Origin of the sequence: Amycolatopsis roodepoortensis, assembly GCF_014873915.1 — a bacterium.
Lineage (GTDB): Bacteria > Actinomycetota > Actinomycetes > Mycobacteriales > Pseudonocardiaceae > Amycolatopsis > Amycolatopsis roodepoortensis.
Genome location: NZ_JADBEJ010000005.1, coordinates 3,616,334 through 3,635,535, shown reverse-complemented (window position 1 = coordinate 3,635,535; position 19,202 = coordinate 3,616,334). Strand labels below are relative to the sequence as shown.

The window sequence follows — 19,202 nt, the reverse complement described above, 5'->3', positions numbered from 1 at the left end:
CTACGCTCGGGCCATGGTGAGCGAGTCCGACGTGGACCTGGGGGAGGGGGCCACCCTCCACACGTACGACACCGGCGGGGCCGGCCCGGTGGTCTTCTGGCACCACGGCACCCCGAACATCGGCGCCCCGCCGGTCCCGCTGTTCGCGGCCGCCGAGCGGCTCGGGCTGCGGTGGGTCTCCTACGACAGGCCCGGTTACGGCGGTTCGTCGCCGCGGCCCGGCCGGGATGTCGCGTCGGCGGCGTCGGACGTCGAGAAGATCGCCGACGCCCTGGAGATCGAGCGGTTCGCGGTCTTCGGGCACTCCGGAGGCGGGCCGCACGCCCTCGCCTGCGCCGCCCTGGTGCCGGAACGGGTGTCGGCGTTGGTCTGCGTCGCGAGCTTGGCTCCGTACGCCGCCGAGGGTCTGGACTGGTTCGCGGGGATGGGCGCGGCGGGAGCCGCCTCGTTGAGGGCGGCCGCGGCAGGCCGGGCGGAAAAGGAACGATACGAGGCCGCCGCCGAATACGACGCCGAGATGTTCACCCCGGCGGATCACGCGGCCCTGGCGGGCGACTGGAAGTGGGTGCTCGACGTGGTCGGTCCCGCGGTCGAGGGCGGGCCCGGCGGGCTGATCGACGACGACCTCGCGTATGTCGCGCCTTGGGGGTTCGCGCCGTCCGACGTCCGGGCGCCGGTCCTGCACCTGCACGGGGGCGCGGACCGGATCGTGCCGCCCGCGCACGGCGAATGGCTGGCCCGGCAGTGTTCGACGGCCGAGTCGCGCGTCTTTCCCGAGGACGGGCACGTCTCGGTGCTCCGTCACGGGGAGGCCGCGCTCGAGTGGCTGGCCGAGTGGGCGTGAGCTGCTGACCGAGCGTGATCGGTGTGTGGATATAGGGACGTTCAACGTCTCTATATCCACACACCCCCCGACCGCTATGCGACGCCGAATGCCGTGTCGAGCGCCTTTTCGTACTGCCGCCGCGAGAACGTCAGGTCACCGATGCGTCCGTAATCCCAGTCTCGATACGTATTACGCAGACCCGACCAGGTCACCGTGTCCTCGCTGGTCGCGATCTTCGCCACCAGCGCCCAGCAGTCGTCGATACCGCAAGTGCACCCCAGCAGGAGGTGCTCGTCGTCTTCGACGCCGTGCGGAACGCGATCCGGCGCCCCGCCGAGCAGATGCTCGACGGAAAGCCTCGTCGAGGGTGCGTAGTCCCCGGCGAGCAGGGGTGCGGGCTCCGCGAGCGCGCCGGGAAGTTCGGCTTCGCGCACGAGCTCCAGGAACGAAACGCCGTCGATCAGGAACTGAAGCGACGTTTCCCGCTCGGCCGGTTTCGTGGAGATCCTGCGGAACTCGATCGAACGCATGGGCGCCACGGTAACCGCCGATGCCGGGGCCCAGGGGTGGCTTGGCCGGTCGAGGTCAGAGCACGACGTCGTCCCGATGGGCACCGAGCTCGGCCGAGCGTGTTTCGGTGGCGTGTTCGGCGCGCCGGATCCGGTCGGTCCATGTCGCCGTGGCTCCGAACGCGGTTTCGGCGAAGCCCACCTCGCGGATGGCGTCGGGCAAGGCCGGGTCGCCGGCGGCGAGCAGCCGGACCGGGTCGCCCAGCGCGACCGTGAAGGGCGGCACGAAGTACTCGGCCGGGGTCTCGGTGCGCGCGTGCACCAGGGCGCCGACCGCGACGGTGGTGCCCTCGCCGAGCCGCGCGGTCTGCAGCACGGTCACCGCCGTCGCCAGGTAGGAGCACCGGCCGACCGTGCATCCCAGCAGGGTCGCGTGCGGGCCGACGAGTACGTGATCGCCGACGTCGACCGGTTGCGGTCCGGCCACCGCGGACGCGCGGAGCACCGCGTGCTCGCCGATGATGCTGTATTCGCCGACCGTCACCCGCGAGCCTTCGGCGTCCAGCACGGCGCCCGACAGAACACGGGCGTGGGCGGCCACTTCCACGTCCCCGATGAGGGTCGCGGTCGGTGCGACGTAGGCGTCGGCGTGTACCCGGGGCTCCCGGTCACGATGTCGAATGCGCATATCCGGACGCTACGAAAAGATCACCGGCGTGGCTGGCGGTTTTCCGACATGGCGTCCGGCGCGGCCTAATTCGCGGGCCGTCCCGCGCCGGTGTAGTCGTCGCCCTTCGAGTGATACGTGTGGATCTGGATCGCCTGGCCCTGGGTGGGCGCGTTGATCATCAGCCCGTTCCCGAGGTACAGCCCGACATGGTGGATCCGCGTCGCCGGGTTCCCGTAGAAGACGAGGTCGCCGAGTTTCGGTTCGCCGGGCACCTGCGGCAGCGCCCGGAACTGGCTGTCCGCGGTCCGCGGGAGCGAGATCCCGGCTTCGTCGTAGGACTTCTTGGTCAGACCGGAGCAGTCGAAGCCCGCCGCGCCCGCCTCGGGGCCGTTGCCGCCCCACACGTACGGGAGGCCCAGCTGGCCGAGGGCGAACCGGGTCGCCTTCACGGCGGGGCTTCCGGCACGGGCCGGGTCGAGGGAGAGGGTCGCGTACAGCTGGGCGTTGCCGAGCACGCGCTGGCGAAACAGTTCGGCGTCGTTGCCCTTGCCGCCCTGGTAGCCGGCGATGGCCTTCCACCAGCCGTTGCCGCCGCCGAGGTCGGCCCCGGAGGCGCACAGGGCGCGGCCGGCGGCGACCGAGGCGGAGTCGGGATCGGTGATCGCGGGTTTCGCGATACCGGGGATCGACGCGCCGTGCTTCTTCCACTGCTGCGCCGACAGGCCGAGCGGGTTGTCGCCGCCGCGTCCGTGGTTCGAGCTCGCCGCGCCGATCCCGGCGAGGGTGACCCAGGAAAGGTGACAGTTCGGCTGCTCGCCGCGCAGCGCCAGTTCGCCGTTCGCGTATCCCATGAGCGACTTCGCCGGGATGTCGAGCGCCCCGGCGAGCTTGCCGGCCCATTCTTCGAGCGGCCGGGCGCCCTTCGGCGTCTCCTGCGCCTTCACCGGCGCGCTGACTTCGAGCACCGACGGACCCGCGCCGCCGCCGACGGTGGCCGGATCCTGCTTCGCGGCGGGAACGGGGATCGGCTGGCGCCCGTCCGCCGGCACGGGATCGTTGCCGCCCGCGAGCAGCCAGCCCGCCGTGGCGAGCCCCGCGACCAGGGGGAGGGCGACCAGGCCGCGCATCGCCACGCCGTGCGCCCACGACTTCTTCCGGCTGATTTCGGGCGCGCTCGGGGCCGGGTCGGGCTCAGTCACGCCGTCCAGGTTATTGGAGACCACCTCTGCGTAACGAGCGAACGCCTTGCACGTTAGGGGGACTCTCATATTCTGGACGAATGAGTGAGACGGGAGCGCTCGACGCCGGGCGCCTGAGTGCCACGCTGTCCGGCCGGTACGCCGCGATCCAGGTCGTGGAGAGCACCGGGTCCACCAACGCCGACCTGCGGGAAGCCGCCGCGAAGGGCGCCGAAGACCGCACCGTGCTGATCGCCGAAGAGCAGACGGCCGGGGTCGGCCGCCGCGCGCGGCAGTGGGCCTCGCCGAAGGGATCGGGCCTCTACGTCAGTGTCCTGCTGCGTCCCGGCGGCGTCCCGTTCGCCAATTTGGGTTCACTTTCCGTGGTCGCGGGCCTCGCGGTACGGGAGGTCGCCGCGGGTATCGGCGTCGACGCCGTCCTCAAGTGGCCGAACGACGTCCTCGCCGGCCCCGAGCGCGCCAAATGCGCGGGCATCCTGGCGGAGGCCGTCGCCGGCGACGAGACCACCGTGATCCTCGGCATCGGCCTGAACGTGCTGCCGCTCGGCGAGAACGTCCCGGCCGGGCCCGGCGGCCTGCCCGCGACCTCGCTGGCCGAGCAGGGCGCGACGGAGACCGATCGCGCCGAGATCGCCTCGCGGCTGCTCACCGGTTTCGACGAGCTCGAACGCCGCTGGCGGCTCGCCGGAGGATCGCTTGCCGAGGCCGGGCTGCTCGGGGACTACCGGCGGTACTGCGCCACGCTGGGCCAGGACGTCGAGGTCCAGCTGCCCGACGGCTCGGCACTGACCGGGCGCGCCGCCGACATCGATCCCGCGGGCCAGCTTCAGGTCGACGTTCCCGGTGGTGAGCGGTACACGGTGTTCGCCGGCGACGTCGTCCACGTGCGGCCCGCCAAGGCCTGATCCGTGCGTCTCGATTTCCGGCGTCTCCTCTTCCGCGGGGACCGTTCGCCGGTACGGTGAGCTCACCAGCGCCGAACACACTTTGGGAGCGTCCGTCGTGGCCTATCCGGACGATTTGCTCAGCGAAAACGAGCACGTCGTGGTGCACAGTCACCCGCATTTCAAGATGCTGATCTTCCCGTTCCTCGCGCTGATCGTGACGCTCGGCGTGGGCATCTGGCTGGCCGTCGTCGCGAAGGACGCGACGGCCCCGTGGGACCTGATCTCCGAGATCGCGATCGCCGCGGTCGGGCTCGGTCTCGTCGTGTGGCTCTTCCTGGCGCCGTTCGTCCGCTGGCGCACGACGCATTTCATCGTGACCACGGACCGGCTGATCGCCCGTGAAGGGGTGCTCAAGCGGACCGGGATCGACATCCCGCTGTCGCGGATCAACAGCGTCCAGTTCGAGCACGGGCTGCTGGACCGCGTGTTCGGCTGCGGCACGCTGGTGATCGAGTCCGCTTCGGACGAACCGCTGAAGTTCGACGACATCCCCAAGGTCGAGCGGGTGCACACGGTCATCTACCGCGAGGTCAACGACAACCCGTACGACGACTTCGCGCCGGGTGCGCCGCAGCAGACCGAACCGCTTCCGCCGCAGGGGCACCCGCCGCGCGGAAACCGGCGCCGCTGATGGGCACGCGAGAGCTGGGGCTGCCCGACCGCGTCCCGTCGTCCGCCGCGTTGCCGGAGCGCGTGACGATCTGGGAGGTCGGCCCGCGTGACGGTCTCCAGAACGAGAAGTCGATCGTCCCGGTCGAGGTCAAACTGGAGTTCCTGGACAAACTCGCCGCCGCCGGGCTGACCACGCTCGAGGCGACCAGTTTCGTGAGCCCGAAGTGGGTGCCGCAGCTGGCCGACGCCGAGCAACTCCTGGCGGGGCTGGAAAAGCGCGAAGGCGTCCGGTATCCGGTGCTCGTCCCGAACGAGCGCGGGCTGGACAGGGCGCTGGAGGCCGGGGTCTCGCATATCGCGATCTTCGCCAGCGCCACCGAAACCTTCGCCAAGAAGAACCTCAACTCGACGGTGGACGAGCAGTTCGCGATGTTCGAGCCGGTCGTCACCAGGGCGCGGGCCGAAGGTCTCGACGTCCGCGGATACGTGTCGATGTGCTTCGGCGATCCGTGGGAGGGCGCCGTCCCGGCCGCGCAGGTCGCCGGGGTGGGTAAACGGCTCCTCGACCTCGGTTGCTCGCAGCTCTCGCTCGGCGACACCATCGGCGTCGCCACCGCGGGCCAGGTCGAGGCGCTGATCGGGCAGTTCGCCGACGTCGGCACCCTGGCCGTCCATTTCCACGACACCTACGGCCAGGCGCTGGCGAACACGCTCGCCGCCCTTCGCTGCGGCGTGTCCACTGTGGACTCCTCGGCCGGCGGGCTCGGCGGTTGCCCGTACGCCGAATCGGCCACCGGGAACCTCGCCACCGAAGACCTCGTGTGGATGCTCGACGGTCTCGGCGTCGAAACCGGTGTCGATCTCGACGCGCTGGTCGCGACGAGCAAGTGGATGGCCGGGAAGCTGGGCAGGCCGAGCCCCTCCCGGGTGGTCAACGCGCTCGCCGGATGAGGTTCGCCGAACTCACGGACGAGACCTGGCCGCTGTTCGAGCGGTTGTTCGGGCCCGGAGGTGTGCAGGGTGGCTGCTGGTGTGCCTTCTTCCGGCTGACGGGACCCGCGTTCAAACAGGCGGGCAAGGACGGCCGCAAAGCGCACGTCCGCGCCGAAGTCGCCGCAGGGAAACCGTTGGGGCTGCTCGCCTTGGCCGACGACGAGCCGGTCGGCTGGGTCGCCGTCTCGCCAAGGCCGGACAACCCGCGGCTGGCGAAGTCGCCGGTCGCGGCGTCGGCGGGAGACCACGCCGGGGTCTGGTCGGTGACGTGCTTCTACATCGGCCGGAAGAGCCGGCGCCAAGGGCTCTCCACCGCCTTGCTGCGGGCGGCGGTCGACTTCGCGGCCCGGCGTGGGGCGCGCGTCGTCGAGGGTTACCCGGTCGAGGTATCGGAGAAGCGGCCGGGCGCGGATCTGTACCACGGCACGGTGAGCACGTTCGCGAAGGCGGGATTCGACCTCGTCGAACGCCGTCCGCCCGCGCGGGCATTGATGCGCTTGCGGGTATTCGCCGACGAGAACGACGGTCGGCGCTAAGGTCGTGACGCGTCCTGTCCGCTGCCTCCCCTGTTCACCGGTGGGGTCCGAATCCTTGGGGGAGTGCGGTGACCGATCCGAGCGAGGCCGGAACGGGCCCGATCCGGCTGCCTGCCGAGTACGACGCCCCGACCCCGCCGCACGGGGTGCGCGCCGCGTACGCGCCTTCGCCGTGGCCGCCCGCGGTGGCGCCGCTGCGCGTGCCGTTTCCTCCGCCCCCGCCCGCCGCTCCACCTCCGATGGGGGCCTTGCGGACCGAGCGGGAGAGCGTGATCGCGCTGTTCCTCGTGCACATGTTCCCCATCGGGCATCTGCCGGTGGCGATGGGGAAACCCGCGCGCCAGTTGCCGCTCCCCGAGGGCGGTTCCGGCCCGCAGGACCATCCCGAGGCGGACGTGCTCGACGACCTGGACGCGTTGTCCCACGTCAGCAGCGGTTTCCGGCGCTCGCCGACGGCTCCGGGCGTCGCGCCCCCGGCCGAGTTGACCAGGGGCCACGATCCGTGGGGCGGAATGTCCGAAGAGGACTGGAAAGCGCGTTTCGTGACGGAGACGGGCTACCTGTGGCCCGACGACGCCGTTGCGGCGAGGCCGGTGATGCTGGAGGTGGGCACCCACCTCGACCGCTTCGGGGATCAGCACGGCCGGGTGTTCGCCGAGGACACGACCTTGTTTTCGATGCGCTCGCTGCCACCCGATCAGGTCACCTCGTACCGGCGTTACCGTGTCGCGCGGGCACTGCCGGTCTGGCGCTCGGTGACCGCGGGATGGTTCGGCCAGCCCGGCGGCGGGGTGTGCTTCCGCACGGTGCTGGGCGCCGATGAACTCGTCACGCTGGGCTTCCTGGCGGACGTCACGGGGGAGGTTTGGTGAACACGGGGACGATCCTGCGGTGGCTGGCCGCGTTGGGTGTGCCGCCCGAAGTGGTGTCGGTCGGCGCGGAGGCGGACAACGCGTGGTGCCTCATGCGCACCGAGGAGGAAGGCGCCGAACCGGCCTGGGAGGTCTTCTGGCGCGAGCAGGGCAACCGGTACGACTGGGCGCGGTTCACCAGCGAGCAGGTCGCCTGCCACTACCTCTTCGGACGCCTGGCCTGGTCGCAGGTCGCGCGCGGGGCCGTCGGCCTGCTGCCCGGGGCGCAGTGATACCCCGATGCGCGTGAAGGCCCCCTTCCCTCGGCTCAGCCGAGGGAAGGGGGCCTTCACGCGCGTTCAGCGCTTCAGGATCGTTAGGACCTCGTCGTGCAGCAGACCGTTCGTCGACAGCGCCGAGCCGTTGTCGTAGCGCGCTTCGCCGTTCAGGTCGCTGAACCGGCCACCGGCTTCGGTGATCAGCACCTGCGCCGCGGCGACGTCCCACGGGTTCACGATGCATTCCGCGGTGACGTCGAGCGCGCCCTCCGCGACCAGGCAGTGGTGCCAGAAATCGCCGAACGCGCGGCTTTCCCAGCAGGCGTTGACGAGATCGAGGTACTTCTCGCGGGAGTGGTACTCCACCCACGAGTTCAGGTCCGTTGTGGACAGATACGCGTCTTCGAGCGACGCGACCTTCGACACCGAGATGCGGCGTGCCCCGGCGGAGTCGCTCATCCAGGCGCCGTCGCCGTCGGCGGCCCACCAGCGGCGGCCGAGCAGCGGCGCGCTGATCATCCCCACCACGGGCGTGCCGTCTTCGACCAGCGCGATCAGCGTCGCCCAGACCGGGACCCCGCGCAGGAAGTTCTTGGTCCCGTCGATCGGGTCGAGCACCCAGGCGCGGCCGGTCGCCGCGGTGCCGCCGCGTTCCTCGCCGAGCACCGCGTCGTCGGGCCGGTCCGCGGCGAGGATCGCGCGGATGGCGTCCTCGACGGCGGTGTCCGCGTCGGTGACCGGTGTCCGGTCGGGTTTGCGTTCCACCGCGAGGTCGAGCGCGCGGAACCGGGCGGTGGTGATGGCGTCGGCGGCGTCGGCCAGCCGGGTGGCGAGTTCCAGATCATTCTCGTAGCCAGGCACGGTGACGATGGTTTCACGCCCGGCAGTCGTAGAGTTGGCCAGGTGAGCATGGTGCTACTCGCCGAGGACGACCCGGCCATCGCCGATCCGCTTTCCCGCGCACTCCAGCGGGAGGGGTACGACGTGCGGGTCGTCGGCGACGGGCCCGCCGCCCTCGACGCGACCGAGAGCGACCGGGTGGACCTGCTGGTCCTCGATCTCGGCCTGCCCGGGATGGACGGGCTCGAGGTGTGCCGCCGTCTGCGCGCCAGCGGCACTGAGGTGCCGGTGCTGATGCTCACCGCGCGAACCGACGAGGTCGACTTCGTGGTCGGGCTCGACGCAGGCGCCGACGACTACGTCGCCAAGCCGTTCCGGCTGGCCGAACTGCTGGCCCGCATCCGCGCGCTGCTCCGCCGCCGGGCGCCCGACGTGCTCGAAGCCGGGGGAGTGCGGATGGACCTCGGCGCCCGGATGGTCACCGTGGACCTGCACGAGGTGCAGCTGGCGAACAAGGAGTTCGAGCTGCTCCGCGTCCTGATGAGCCGCGCGGGCCAGGTGGTCAGCCGCGACGAGATCCTCGCCGAGGTGTGGAACGACCTCGAATCGAAGACCTCGAAGACGCTCGACATGCACATGTCGTGGCTCAGGCGGAAGCTCGCAATCGCGGCCGACGAAGCCGCGGGCAGGGCGGGCAAACCCGGCGGGAACGGCGACGGCGAACGGCGGATCGCCACGGTCCGCGGCGTCGGCTTCCGCTTCAACGCGGAATAGCATGCGCCGCCGCATCCTCCTGGCGATCCTGCTCGCCGTCGCGGTCACCGCGGCGGTGCTGGGCATCCCGCTGGGGATCACCGCGTGGCAGCTGGTCGAGAACCTCAACCGGGAGAACCTCGCCTCTTCGGCACGCGGGATCGCGGCGACGCTGGACAACGAGATCGCCGTCGGCCAGCCGATCAACCTCGACCTGGTCCGCGTGGGTGTCCCGCAGGGCGGGTTGCTGACCGTCCGCGCCCAGGGACAGATCGAGAAACGGTACGGCTCCGACCCTGGCTCCGACGTGGTGTCCGAGAAGGCGCCGATCGCGTTGCACGGCGAGGTCGAGCTGGCCGTGCCCGCCGGGCCGATGCGTACGCGCCAGACCCAGGTCACCCTGCTGGTGGTGCTGCTGGTCGTGCTGTCGGTGGGCACCGGCACGGTGGTCGCGACGGTGACCGCGCGAAGGCTCGCGAAACCGCTGAGACACGTCGCGGATCGCGCGGTCAAACTCGGCGGCGGCGATTTCCGGCCGGATCCCAAACGCTACGGCGTCGGCGAACTCGACATGGTCGCCGAGGCGCTCGACGCGTCCGGTTCGGCGCTCGCGCAGCTCGTCCAGCGCGAACGTCAGCTCGTCGGCGACGTCTCCCACCAGCTGCGGAGCAGGCTGACCGCGTTGCAGCTGCGGCTCGAACCGCTCACCATCCACTCCGACCAGGACGTCGTCGACGAGGCGAAGGCCGCGCAGGAACAGGCCGACCGGCTCGCCGAGGCCCTCGACGAACTGCTGGCCGCCGCCCGCGCGGCACGCGAGGTCGGCGCCGAACCGGTGAACCTGCAGGAGGTGCTTCCCGAAGTCTCCGAAGAGTGGCGACAGCTGCTTCGCGCCGAAGGAAGGCATCTGCGGATCCGCGTCACCGACGGGCTGAGGGCGAGGGCGACGCCGGGCCGGTTGCGCGAGGTCGTCGGCGTCCTGCTCGACAACGCACTGCGCCACGGCGCGGGAACGGTGACGCTCGCCGCGCGGCGAGGCGACACTGAAGGCACTGTCGTCGTCGAGGTCGCCGACACCGGATCGGGAGTGCCCGACGAACTCGCGCCGCATATCTTCGAACGCGGTTTCTCCGGCGGCGGGTCGACCGGTGTCGGGCTCGCGCTCGCCCGCGCGCTCATCGAGGCGGACGGCGGCAGGCTGGAGCTGTCGAGCAAACAGCCCGCGGTGTTCAGCCTCTTCCTGAAGGTGCCCCGGCCGGGCGATGTGGCCGAGGTGCGCTGGCCAGCCGAGCGGGTCCCGCGCTAAGACCTCCCCAAGGACGTCCCGATCGGGCAGTGCCACGGCAATGGGCCGACCTACCGTCGGGGGGTGCGTGCGACGGCGTTCCGGTACCACCCACCGGTGAGTCCGGTGGCCGCGGCGAGCCTCGAAATCGGCAAGGTGGCGGTCACCGTGGGGTTGTCCTTCGACGGCGCGCTGTACGCGTGCCGCCGCCCGCCCGGTGTGGTGGAGCGGATGGAGGCGGAGGCTTTGGATCTGTTGTCGAAAGGGCTGTTCGTCAGCGGGATCGACACCCCGGTCGCGACCGTGACCGGGGCGGCGGGACACCGGTTCGTCCAGCAGAGCGCCGAATTCCGGCCGCCGGACGCCCGGCTCTACCGGGGCATGTGCGGGGTCGGTGCCAGCCGGAACGGGCTGACCCTGACCGGGATCCTCGGCTACCGCCTCGAAGTCCGCGCGGGATGGGCGAAACGGGCCGGTGACTGCGGCCCGCCCGAGACGGCCGCCGAATGGTGCGAGCTCTTCGGCGGGCAGCTGTCGTCCATCGGCGGGGTGGTCCTGCGGCGGTCCTCGGTGCTCAGTCTCGGTACTCCGCCGTGACCGTGACGACGAACGCCGCACGGGCGGGCAGGCCGAGGCCCGCCCACAGCCCGGTCGGATCGGTTCGCCCGAGCGACATCCGCGCCTGCTGGTCGCCGACCATGAGGAACTCCGTCCCCAGCAGGATCCGCAGGGAGCGGTCGAGCAGGGTGTGCTCGTCCCGGACCTTGTCCGCCTGTGCGGTGACCAAATAGGACAGTTCGCACCACTGGCCCCGCACGGCGCCGGTTTCCGGGCCGGCGCCGTGCAGGGCGAAGAGGAACAGGTCGACGCTCGACACCCGCGTCTCGGTCTGCCAGGTGGGTTTCGGCGGATCCAGCCGGACCACCGTCCCCTCCGGCAGATGAGGCGCGATGAGCAGGCACAACGCCTCGTCGACCTGGCTGATCACGGCGTCAGATCAATCCCTCACGCAGTGCGTAAGCCACCGCGTGCGAGCGGTTCCGGAGCTGGAACCGGTTGGTCACGTCGTGCAGGATGCTCTTCACCGTGCGCTGCGAATAGCAGAGCTGGTCGGCGATCTCCTGCGTCGAGAACCCCGACGCGACCAGCTTGAGCACCTCGGTCTCCCGGCTGCTCATGCCGCCGAAATGCAGGCCGCGCGGCTGCAAGACCTGGCGTTGCAGCCGCGATACCCGGTGCAGCAGCCTGCCGAGCAGGTCGGGCGGCAGCGCGCCTTCCCCGGCCGCGGCCGCCTTGATCAGCCGGACCAGGACGTCGGCGCCCGCCTCGGATCGGCGGGCGACCGCGCAGACGCCGTGCTCGATGGCGCTGAGGATCTCGTTGTCGTCGACTTCACCCGCGATGAGCACGATGCGGGTGAACCCTTGGTGGTGCAGTGCGGACAGTAGTTGTGTCATGGCCTCGTCGAGGCGGTCGGTGACCAGGAGGGCCACCATGGTCGGCTCGGCGGTCTCCCCGTCCACCAGCCAGACGTCGTCACGGGAGCGGAGCGTCATGCAGACGCCGTTGTGCAAAATCGGATCGGTGGCGCGGACGACCACCGGTGTCCTGTTCGGTTCGAACATGTGATTCCCATTCCCCTCGAACGGTGCGAGGGTCCCACCCCTCGCGCTACTCACCCTGCCGGGTGAGGTGTCCCGAGCGCATGGGACTCCGGTCCCGGAATTGCCCGAAAAGCCGCCCTTATCGGGGTCGCTTTTTCACCGGCCCAACCCCGCTTCTCGGGCACGGACGATCGCTTCGGCGCGATCCGCGACGTGGAGCTTGCTGAAGACGTTCGAAATATGGTTCCGCACGGTTTTCGGGCTGAGACAGAGAGTGCTGGCGATGGCGGTGTTGCTGTGCCCGCCGGCGATGAGGGAGAGGACCTCTCGTTCGCGGACGGTGAGTTCCGGGAACACCGTGTCCGTGCTCGGCTGCGCGTGGTTGAAGAAGCCGAGCACGCGCGTCGCGATGTCCGGCCCGAAGATCGCTTCGCGCCTCGCGACGGCATGAACGGCGCGGATGATTTCGTCGGGCTCCGCGTCCTTCAGCAGATATCCGCGGGCTCCGGCCCGCATCGCCGAGAAAACGGATTCACTCTCGTCCGCCATCGTCAGCATGAGCACGCCGACGTCCGGCCGTTCGGCGACGATGTGCCGGGTCGCCTCGGCGCCGCTGATATCGGGCAGATGCAGGTCCATGACCACGACGTCGGGCCGGAGCGCGCTCGCCGCGCTGATCGCGTGCGCGCCGCTCGCGGCTTCACCGACCACGTCGACCAGCGGTTCGTTGGCGAGCAGCGTGCAGACCCCGAACCGGAACAGCGGATGGTCGTCGACCACGAGCACTCGAAGGCGTTCGTTCATACGGTTCCCCCTGTCTCCCCGACGCGGCACGTTAACGAGAGGGCCGCTCGGCGGACAACGCGTGGTCCGGACAGCGGACCGGCGGAAATTAAACGCCTGATGAGTATCGCGTATCGCGGTGGCTCGCCCAACCCATTAACCCTTTCGGCGCAAGTTCGGGTCTCAAGTCCGTGAAGGCCTCCTTGCCTCCCTGAAGGTAGGTAAGGAGGCCTTCACGGTCGGGCGGGAGCCAGGTGGTAGCAAAGGTCCCTTGCTCCCTTTCCGCAGGTCAGGCGAAGGCGGCGGCGTGCTCCCGAGCCCAGTCCGCGAACGTCAGCGGTGCCCGCCCGAGCAGTTCCCGGACGGTGTCGAACACGATCTCCTCGTTCCCGGCCGACTGCCGTTTGAGTTCGAAGATCCCGTCGACCGCCGAAGCGGGCCAGCCGTACCCGAGCATCCTGGCCCGCGAAGCGGCTTCGGGCTCTTCGACGTACGTCAGCGGTCGTCCGAGCGCCTCGCCGAGGATCTCGACCTGCCGCCGCGTCGTGAGCGCTTCGCCGCCGGTGATCGGGTACGTCCTGCCCGCGTGCCCATCGGTGGTCAACACGGTCGCGGCGACTTCGGCGATGTCGCGGACGTGCACCAGCGCGGACGCCGGGTCGCCTTCGGTCACGCGGACCACCCCGTCGCCGCGCACGGCGGGCAGCCACGCGAACCGGTTGTCCATGAACGTGCCGGGGCGCAGGATCGTCCAGTCCGGCCCGGCTTCGCGCACGGCCCGTTCGGCCTCGGCGTGCACGAGCGAGATGGGATCGGTCTGTCCGAAGTGGACGCCCGTCGTGGACAGCTTGACGACGTGCGAGACGCCGGTGGCGGCCTCGAGCACGGCCCGCTCCTGGGCGAGCGGATCCGAGCCGTGCCCGGAGGTCAGCACGAACACGCGGTCGACACCGTCGAGCAGCGCGGGATCGAAGGCGTCGAGATCACCGGCGGCGACCTCGGCGCGCGGATCGATCCGCGCGCGGGTGGGGTCGCGCGTCAGGGCACGCACGCGAGCGCCCCTGTCCAGCAACGCGGGGACGAGCTCGCGGCCGATTTTGCCGGTGGAACCGAGAACGAGAATCATCGGAAGACTCCTTAGTGGTGGTGCCGCAGCGGAACGCGCGGCAGGAAGAGGGAAGCGGCGAGTCCGACGGCCAGGGCGGGGACCATCACCCAGAACACGCCATTCAACGCGGACGAGTAACCGGCGGGACTGTCGTCGGTGAAGGCGTTCGTGAACACCGCGCCGAAAACGGTCAGCCCGGCCGTGGTGCCGAGGGATCGCAGGAAGCCGACGGTCGCCGAAACCGCGCCGAGATCGGTCCTGGCGACGTTCTGCTGCGCCGCCATGGAAAGCACCTGCATGTTGAGCCCGGCCGCCGCGCCGAACAGGACGAGGTAGGCGACGACGAGCGGCAGCGGCGTCGTTTCGTCCATTGTGGACATCGCGAGCGCGGCGGCGAGGCCGAGGACCATGCTGAGGATCGGTGCCCAGCGATAGGCGCCGGTCTTGGCGATGACCCGGCCCGCGACCATCGACGACACGGCGACCGCGAGCGTCATCGGCAGCAGCAGGAGCCCGGCTTCCGAAGGTCCGGCGCTGCCCGCGGTCTGCAGGAAGAGTGCCAGATAGTTGACCGAACCCAGGAAGACGAACCCGGCGGCGGCGCTGGCCAGCACGCTCAGGCTGAACATCCTGGAGCGGAACAGCCGGAGCGGGATCACCGGTTCGGCTGTTCCGCGTTCGATGAGCAGGAAGGCGACGAGCAGCGCCGCGCCGATCGACGCCGACAGTGGCGTCGCCAGGGTCAGGCCGACGATCGCGCCGGAGAGGACGACGATGCCAGCGAGATCGAACGGCGCGATCGTCCGGCGTCGTTCGAGGCGCAGGCAGCGCGCGACGACCGCGAACGCGGCCAGCCCGATCGGCACGTTGAGGCCGAAGATCGACCGCCAGCCCGCGAGGTCGGTCAGGACGCCGCCGACGACAGGGCCCGCGAGCGAGGACCCGGCGAAGCAGATCGAGAACCAGGCGAAGTAGCGGGCGCCTTCGCGTCCCGGGAACAGTTCGCCGATGATCGCGGCGACGGCGACGAACAGGCCGCCGGAGCCGATGCCCTGAAGTACGCGGGCGGTGATCAGCAGCGGCATCGTCGGCGCGAGCGCGCAGGCGAGGGAGCCGAGGACGAACAGCGCGATCGCGGCGAGCACGACGCGCTTGCGGCCGAAGAGGTCGCCTAGTTTTCCGTAGACGGGCGCGCTGACACTGCCCGCGAGCAGGTAGGCGGTGGTGACCCAGGCGAACAACGCGGCGCCGCCGAGTTCTCCGACCATGCGCGGGAGCGCGGTCGCGACGACCTGGGCGTCGAGCATCGCCAGGAATACGGCGGCGAAGAGCCCGACGAGGGCAAGGGTGTTTCGGGCGCGCGGCGGCGCGCCGAGAGCGGTGCTCAAGGAAGAGATCCATTCACTGGAAGAAACGAGGGAACGCGAGGGACGCGGAGTAGCACTCCGGATCCCCGCCAAGACGGGAAAAGGCTCAACCGTCATCCGAACCGGATGCGGTCCTCTTCGCGCTTGGCGATCACCTCGGATTCGTCCCGCTCGGCCGTGCGAACCCGGCCGGCGTCATCAGTGAAGGAACGTTGACATGGATGACCTTAGACAATCACATGTCTTGTGACAAGTACTTAGCGCAGGGGAACGACGTCGTCGTCCGGCTCGTCGCTGTCCCGGCGGCGTTTGCCCAGCTCATCCGGGAAGACCCACTTCTTGAAGCCCCAGAAGCGGAAGAACATCGCCAGCAGCATGCCGATGATCGACCCGCTGGTGAAGTCCGCCAGCTCCTGGACGAACCGCGTCACGTGCGGCACTTCGAGGTCGAAGATGTAGCGCGACGTGTAGAGCGGGATCAGGTTGACCACCACGGCGATACCGCTGATCACGAAGAAGAGCGCCGCTTCGTGATGCCGTTCGCGGCCGCCGCGGGTCCGGAACGACCACTCGCGGTTGAGGATGTAGGACACGATCGTCGCGACGATGATCGCGATGGCCTTCGCCGTGGTCGGCTTCGACTCCAGCACGCTGAGTTTCAGCAGGTACCAGACGCCGTTGTCGACCAGGAACGTCGTGCCGCCCACGATCGCGAACTTCAACAGCTCACGGTGCTTGATCAGCACGGATCGGAGCGGCTCGGGCGTCCTGGAAAGGACGGATTCGACCACGGTCACCAGATCAGTCTAATTCGCGTCGCCCGCCGAACGGGTCGGCAGGGGATGGACAGCGCGATATATGACGCTTTGGGTGTTTCGGTGGCGACCCTGACTGACCCGCTCGCTTCTGCTGCCGCTGGCGTTGCGAAAGCCACTTTCGCAACCTTCAACGTCGCGAAAGTGGCTTTCGCAACGTCGCCCGTGGCGTGGTCCGCCCCTGCCCTGGCGATGATGTCCCGAAAGCCACTTTCGGGACATCAGACGTCCCGAAAGTGGCTTTCGCGACGCGCCGCGCCTGCGAAAAGAGAGCAAGGGACCTTTGCTACCACTTGGCAGGTCAGGCGGCGGAATCGTCGGGAATGTCGGAAATCTCCCGCCCGCCACCTCGCAGCAGCCGCGGCCGCGCGTCCGCCTCCGGGAAGACCCACTTCTTGAACGACCACCAGCGGAAAGCCGTGCCGAGCAGGGTGCCGACGATCACGCCGCTGAAGAAGTCGGCGATCTCCTGGGTCAGCAGCCCGACATACGGCTGCTCCAGCTTGAACACGTACCGCGAAACCAGCTGCGGAAGCGCGTTGAGGCCGAGCGCGATCGCGCTGAGCAGGAAGAAGAGCGCCGCCTCGTGGGCTCGCTCACGCCCGCCGCGGCTGCGAAAGGACCATTCACGATTCGCGACGTACGAGAACACGGTCGCCACCAGCACGCCGATGACCAGCGCGGTGACCGGTTTGTCGGTCAGCACGGTGAACTTGAGCCCGTAGGTGATCGTCATCGTGATGACGAAGCTCGCGCCACCGACCAGTGCGAACCGCAGCAGTTCGCGATGCTTCCCCCGCATGCGGGCGACGCTACTGGAAAATGCGGTCGACCACTCCGTTGGGCCGCGTGGACGGCTTGGACTTGCCTGGCTGCGGCGGCGCGCTCGTCGTCGTGGTCGTCTCCGCCGGCTGGGACGGCTCCCGCTGCGCAGGCGCCGAAGGCGACACGGACGTCAGAGGCTTCTTCGTCGGAACGGGCCACCCTGGCCGCCCGGGCTTCGTCGTGTCCGGAGCGCCCGAAGGCTTCGAGGTGATCGAAGGCAGCGAAGGCACCGTGGTCGACGGAAGCAGCGCGTCGTCGTCACACCAGTGGTGCCAGCAGTCGAAGTAGACCTCGACCGGCTTCGCCTTGGCAGCGCCGAGGGTGGCGTTCACCGTCACCGGGACATGCGCCGGCGGACGGCCCTTCAGCGTCACCATCAGGTTCGCCTGGCGCCCCGGAGCCAGCGAGCCACGCGAAGTGCACGACGCACCTTCGCCGGTCGGAGTGCATCGGATGCCGGAGAAGCTCGACGAGTAGAGAATGCGGTGATCGAGCGTGATCGTCACCGGCTTCGTCGTCTCGCCCGTGTTCTTCACGCTGATGTTCAGCAGCGGGTTGCGGTTCCAGGGGAACCCGGACAGGCCGACGCTCCTGGCCGTCAGGGTGAGGTCGTCCCGCGGCGCCGGCACCTTGACCTTCACCGCGACCGACACCTTGATCTGCGCGCCCGCCGTCACCGAACCGGTCACCATGGCGCCGTCCTCGGCCGTCGCGTCGGCGCGCAGCCGGAACGTCAGCACCGCGGACTGCCCCGGTTCGAGGCCGGTACCGGTCCGGCAGGTCACCGTGCCGGTGCCGCCGGGGCAGCTCACCGCGATCGGAGCGGGCGCCTGCTGACGGAAACCGTTGACGCCCATCGCGCCACCGCCACCGGCGGGAACGGCCGTCACACCCCTCGGCAGGTTCAGCGAGACCGCCACGGGCTCGGACTTCGACCCGCCGTCGTTGCGCACGGTGATCGGCAGGTTGGCGTCTTTACCCGGCTGGAGTTGGATGCCGCCGGCCGGGGTCGACGCCGTCATCACCGGAGGTGCCGGGACCCCCGGCGTGGGTGTGGGCGCGGGCGGCTCGGCCGGGGTGGGAGCCGGGGCGGGCGCCGGGGCCTGAGCCGGAGGCGGCACCTGCTGAGCGGGCGGCACGGGCTGCTGCGCCGGCGGCGGGGCGGCAGGAGGCGCCGGAGGCGGGTCGGCCGGTTTGGGGGCGGGCGCCGCGGCGGGCGGCGCGACCGCCGCCGCGGCCGGGATCTCCTGGGTGCCGCCACCGGCGGCGAGCGCCACCGCGACCGCGGCGACGATGGCCGCACCCGATCCGGCCACGCCCGCGAATTGGCGCGGTCCGGCCGCGGCCGCGCCGGCGGCGCCGCCCGAACTCGAACCCGCGGCGGCGGCCGTCGCGGCCGCGGTGACCGCGCCCGCCTTGCCCGCCCCGGTCGTCGCCAGGTAACCGAGAGCCGCGCCACCGAGCACGATCGGCGCGATGATCCCGCGCAGACCGGTGTTGACGTCGGCCAGTTCCGCGGCCAGCGCGCGGCATTTATCGCATTCGTCCAGGTGGTTCTCCACCTGGGTCCGTTCGCGTTTGGACAACCCGTCCCGGGTCCAGGCGCCGAGCTTGTCCGCGCTCGCGCGGCAGCGTTCGGCGGAGTTCTCGGCCAGGTGGACCTGCAGATAGGCCTGCCGCAGCCCTTCACGGGCGCGGTAGGCGAGCGCGGAGACACCGTTCGCGGTCAGGCCCAGCAGCGGAGCGACCTCGGCGGGCGTCTGTCCTTCGATCTCGGTGTGCCACAGCACCGCCTGCCACCGCTCGGGCAGCCTGGCGAACGCCTTCGCGGCGAGCGTGCGCTCGAGCCCGGCGACGGCGGTGTCGGAGAAGGGGACGGTCAGCGCTTCGCCGACGGCACCGCCGACGTCGGACATGTCCTCGTTCAGGTCGACGCGTTTGTCCTTGCGCGTCTTGTCGTAAGCGGTGTGCCGGAGCGCGGTCAGCAGGTACGCGCGGAACGCGGCGTCGGGGCCTTTGCCGCCGCGCAGCGTGTCCAGCACCTTCGCGAAGGCTTCCGAAACGAGGTCGTCGGCCTCGGAACTCGAGCGGGCGAGCTGACGGGCGAGGTTGTGCGCCGCGCCGGCGTGGCGCTCGTAAAGGGTTCCGTAAGACGCGATCTTCCCGTCACGCACCTCGGCGATCAGCTCGGCGTCACTCTTACCGGAGAGATCGGCGGGAACGGTGGACACGGGGCTCCTTCATCTGCTGGTTCGGCGGGTCTACTGTCTTAAACGCCCGAACACGCTCAGTGTGACGGACAGGGCGACGTACGTCACCTCGCGGTCCCGTCGATGACCCGGAGGGCGCAACGCCATCACCCGCCCTGGGTTACCGAAGAGTTCGGAAAGATCCTTGAAAA

22 protein-coding genes are annotated in these 19,202 nt (G+C 70.2%); 10 read left to right on the top strand and 12 right to left on the bottom strand.

Annotation, left to right across the window (positions count from 1 at the left end; genetic code table 11):
- Positions 1 to 13 precede the first annotated feature (13 nt).
- Positions 14 to 844: an alpha/beta fold hydrolase gene (locus H4W30_RS36330; protein ID WP_192746660.1), complete on the top strand. Its 831-nt coding sequence runs from the start codon at positions 14 to 16 to the stop codon at positions 842 to 844.
- Between the two features lie 74 nt (positions 845 to 918).
- On the opposite strand, the gene H4W30_RS36325 is transcribed toward H4W30_RS36330, so the two are convergent.
- The 3 genes from H4W30_RS36325 to H4W30_RS36315 all read right to left on the bottom strand — a co-directional run bounded on the left by H4W30_RS36325 (position 919) and on the right by H4W30_RS36315 (position 3,204).
- Entirely contained in the window at positions 919 to 1,356 is a 438-nt protein-coding gene (locus tag H4W30_RS36325) for a hypothetical protein (RefSeq protein ID WP_192746659.1), read from the bottom strand.
- 55 nt (positions 1,357 to 1,411) lie between these two features.
- Positions 1,412 to 2,023 carry a gamma carbonic anhydrase family protein gene (locus H4W30_RS36320; RefSeq protein WP_192746658.1) on the bottom strand — a complete coding sequence of 204 codons (612 nt, stop codon included), beginning with the start codon at positions 2,021 to 2,023 and terminating at the stop codon, positions 1,412 to 1,414.
- A gap of 65 nt (positions 2,024 to 2,088) precedes the next feature.
- On the bottom strand, positions 2,089 to 3,204 hold the full coding sequence (locus H4W30_RS36315) for a C40 family peptidase (RefSeq protein WP_192746657.1): 1,116 nt from the start codon (positions 3,202 to 3,204) through the stop codon (positions 2,089 to 2,091).
- Positions 3,205 to 3,284: 80 nt separating this feature from the next.
- Here H4W30_RS36315 and H4W30_RS36310 point away from each other — a divergent pair, with 80 nt between their 5' ends.
- From H4W30_RS36310 to H4W30_RS36285, 6 genes are all read left to right on the top strand, one after another.
- Positions 3,285 to 4,109: a biotin--[acetyl-CoA-carboxylase] ligase gene (locus tag H4W30_RS36310; RefSeq protein WP_192746656.1), complete on the top strand. Its 825-nt coding sequence runs from the start codon at positions 3,285 to 3,287 to the stop codon at positions 4,107 to 4,109.
- A 97-nt stretch (positions 4,110 to 4,206) separates the two neighbouring features.
- Complete coding sequence (locus H4W30_RS36305) at positions 4,207 to 4,782, top strand: PH domain-containing protein (RefSeq protein WP_126735188.1); 576 nt, start codon at positions 4,207 to 4,209, stop codon at positions 4,780 to 4,782.
- Positions 4,782 to 5,714 carry a hydroxymethylglutaryl-CoA lyase gene (locus H4W30_RS36300; protein WP_192746655.1) on the top strand — a complete coding sequence of 311 codons (933 nt, stop codon included), beginning with the start codon at positions 4,782 to 4,784 and terminating at the stop codon, positions 5,712 to 5,714. Before H4W30_RS36305 ends, H4W30_RS36300 begins: the two co-directional genes overlap by 1 nt.
- Positions 5,711 to 6,292, top strand: coding sequence for a GNAT family N-acetyltransferase (locus H4W30_RS36295; protein ID WP_192746654.1), 582 nt, complete (start codon positions 5,711 to 5,713; stop codon positions 6,290 to 6,292). The genes H4W30_RS36300 and H4W30_RS36295 overlap by 4 nt, the downstream gene beginning before the upstream one ends.
- A 68-nt stretch (positions 6,293 to 6,360) precedes the next feature.
- Positions 6,361 to 7,164 carry a TNT domain-containing protein gene (locus tag H4W30_RS36290; protein ID WP_192746653.1) on the top strand — a complete coding sequence of 268 codons (804 nt, stop codon included), beginning with the start codon at positions 6,361 to 6,363 and terminating at the stop codon, positions 7,162 to 7,164.
- A complete protein-coding gene (locus tag H4W30_RS36285) occupies positions 7,161 to 7,436 on the top strand; it encodes a hypothetical protein (RefSeq protein ID WP_016331362.1) in 276 nt (91 codons plus the stop codon). The genes H4W30_RS36290 and H4W30_RS36285 overlap by 4 nt, the downstream gene beginning before the upstream one ends.
- 66 nt (positions 7,437 to 7,502) lie before the next feature.
- On the opposite strand, the gene hisN is transcribed toward H4W30_RS36285, so the two are convergent.
- Entirely contained in the window at positions 7,503 to 8,291 is a 789-nt protein-coding gene (gene hisN / locus H4W30_RS36280; RefSeq protein WP_378234719.1) for a histidinol-phosphatase, read from the bottom strand.
- A 39-nt stretch (positions 8,292 to 8,330) separates the two neighbouring features.
- Between hisN and H4W30_RS36275 the strand changes: the two genes are divergently transcribed.
- From H4W30_RS36275 to H4W30_RS36265, 3 genes are all read left to right on the top strand, one after another.
- Entirely contained in the window at positions 8,331 to 9,035 is a 705-nt protein-coding gene (locus H4W30_RS36275) for a response regulator transcription factor (RefSeq protein WP_034304815.1), read from the top strand.
- A gap of 1 nt (position 9,036) precedes the next feature.
- Complete coding sequence (locus H4W30_RS36270) at positions 9,037 to 10,320, top strand: ATP-binding protein (protein WP_126735183.1); 1,284 nt, start codon at positions 9,037 to 9,039, stop codon at positions 10,318 to 10,320.
- 63 nt (positions 10,321 to 10,383) lie between these two features.
- Positions 10,384 to 10,896: a hypothetical protein gene (locus H4W30_RS36265; RefSeq protein ID WP_318780727.1), complete on the top strand. Its 513-nt coding sequence runs from the start codon at positions 10,384 to 10,386 to the stop codon at positions 10,894 to 10,896.
- Here the strand turns inward: H4W30_RS36265 and H4W30_RS36260 are convergent.
- The 8 genes from H4W30_RS36260 to H4W30_RS36225 form a co-directional block, all read right to left on the bottom strand.
- Positions 10,874 to 11,287, bottom strand: a complete 414-nt coding sequence (locus tag H4W30_RS36260) for a hypothetical protein (RefSeq protein ID WP_192746651.1) — start codon at positions 11,285 to 11,287, stop codon at positions 10,874 to 10,876. The two genes, H4W30_RS36265 and H4W30_RS36260, sit on opposite strands and share 23 nt — an antisense overlap.
- A 4-nt stretch (positions 11,288 to 11,291) precedes the next feature.
- The gene (locus H4W30_RS36255; protein WP_192746650.1) at positions 11,292 to 11,924 is read right to left on the bottom strand and encodes a helix-turn-helix transcriptional regulator; all 633 of its coding nucleotides are present in this window, start codon (positions 11,922 to 11,924) and stop codon (positions 11,292 to 11,294) included.
- A 135-nt stretch (positions 11,925 to 12,059) separates the two neighbouring features.
- A complete protein-coding gene (locus H4W30_RS36250; RefSeq protein WP_192746649.1) occupies positions 12,060 to 12,707 on the bottom strand; it encodes a response regulator in 648 nt (215 codons plus the stop codon).
- 268 nt (positions 12,708 to 12,975) lie between these two features.
- Positions 12,976 to 13,812, bottom strand: coding sequence for an NAD(P)H-binding protein (locus H4W30_RS36245; RefSeq protein ID WP_192746648.1), 837 nt, complete (start codon positions 13,810 to 13,812; stop codon positions 12,976 to 12,978).
- A gap of 11 nt (positions 13,813 to 13,823) precedes the next feature.
- The gene (locus H4W30_RS36240; RefSeq protein ID WP_192746647.1) at positions 13,824 to 15,182 is read right to left on the bottom strand and encodes an MDR family MFS transporter; all 1,359 of its coding nucleotides are present in this window, start codon (positions 15,180 to 15,182) and stop codon (positions 13,824 to 13,826) included.
- A gap of 236 nt (positions 15,183 to 15,418) precedes the next feature.
- The gene (locus H4W30_RS36235) at positions 15,419 to 15,958 is read right to left on the bottom strand and encodes a GtrA family protein (protein WP_192746646.1); all 540 of its coding nucleotides are present in this window, start codon (positions 15,956 to 15,958) and stop codon (positions 15,419 to 15,421) included.
- A 319-nt stretch (positions 15,959 to 16,277) separates the two neighbouring features.
- On the bottom strand, positions 16,278 to 16,778 hold the full coding sequence (locus H4W30_RS36230) for a GtrA family protein (protein WP_192746645.1): 501 nt from the start codon (positions 16,776 to 16,778) through the stop codon (positions 16,278 to 16,280).
- Positions 16,779 to 16,788: 10 nt separating this feature from the next.
- The gene (locus tag H4W30_RS36225) at positions 16,789 to 19,032 is read right to left on the bottom strand and encodes a sigma-70 family RNA polymerase sigma factor (protein ID WP_192746644.1); all 2,244 of its coding nucleotides are present in this window, start codon (positions 19,030 to 19,032) and stop codon (positions 16,789 to 16,791) included.
- Between the last annotated feature and the right edge of the window lie 170 nt (positions 19,033 to 19,202).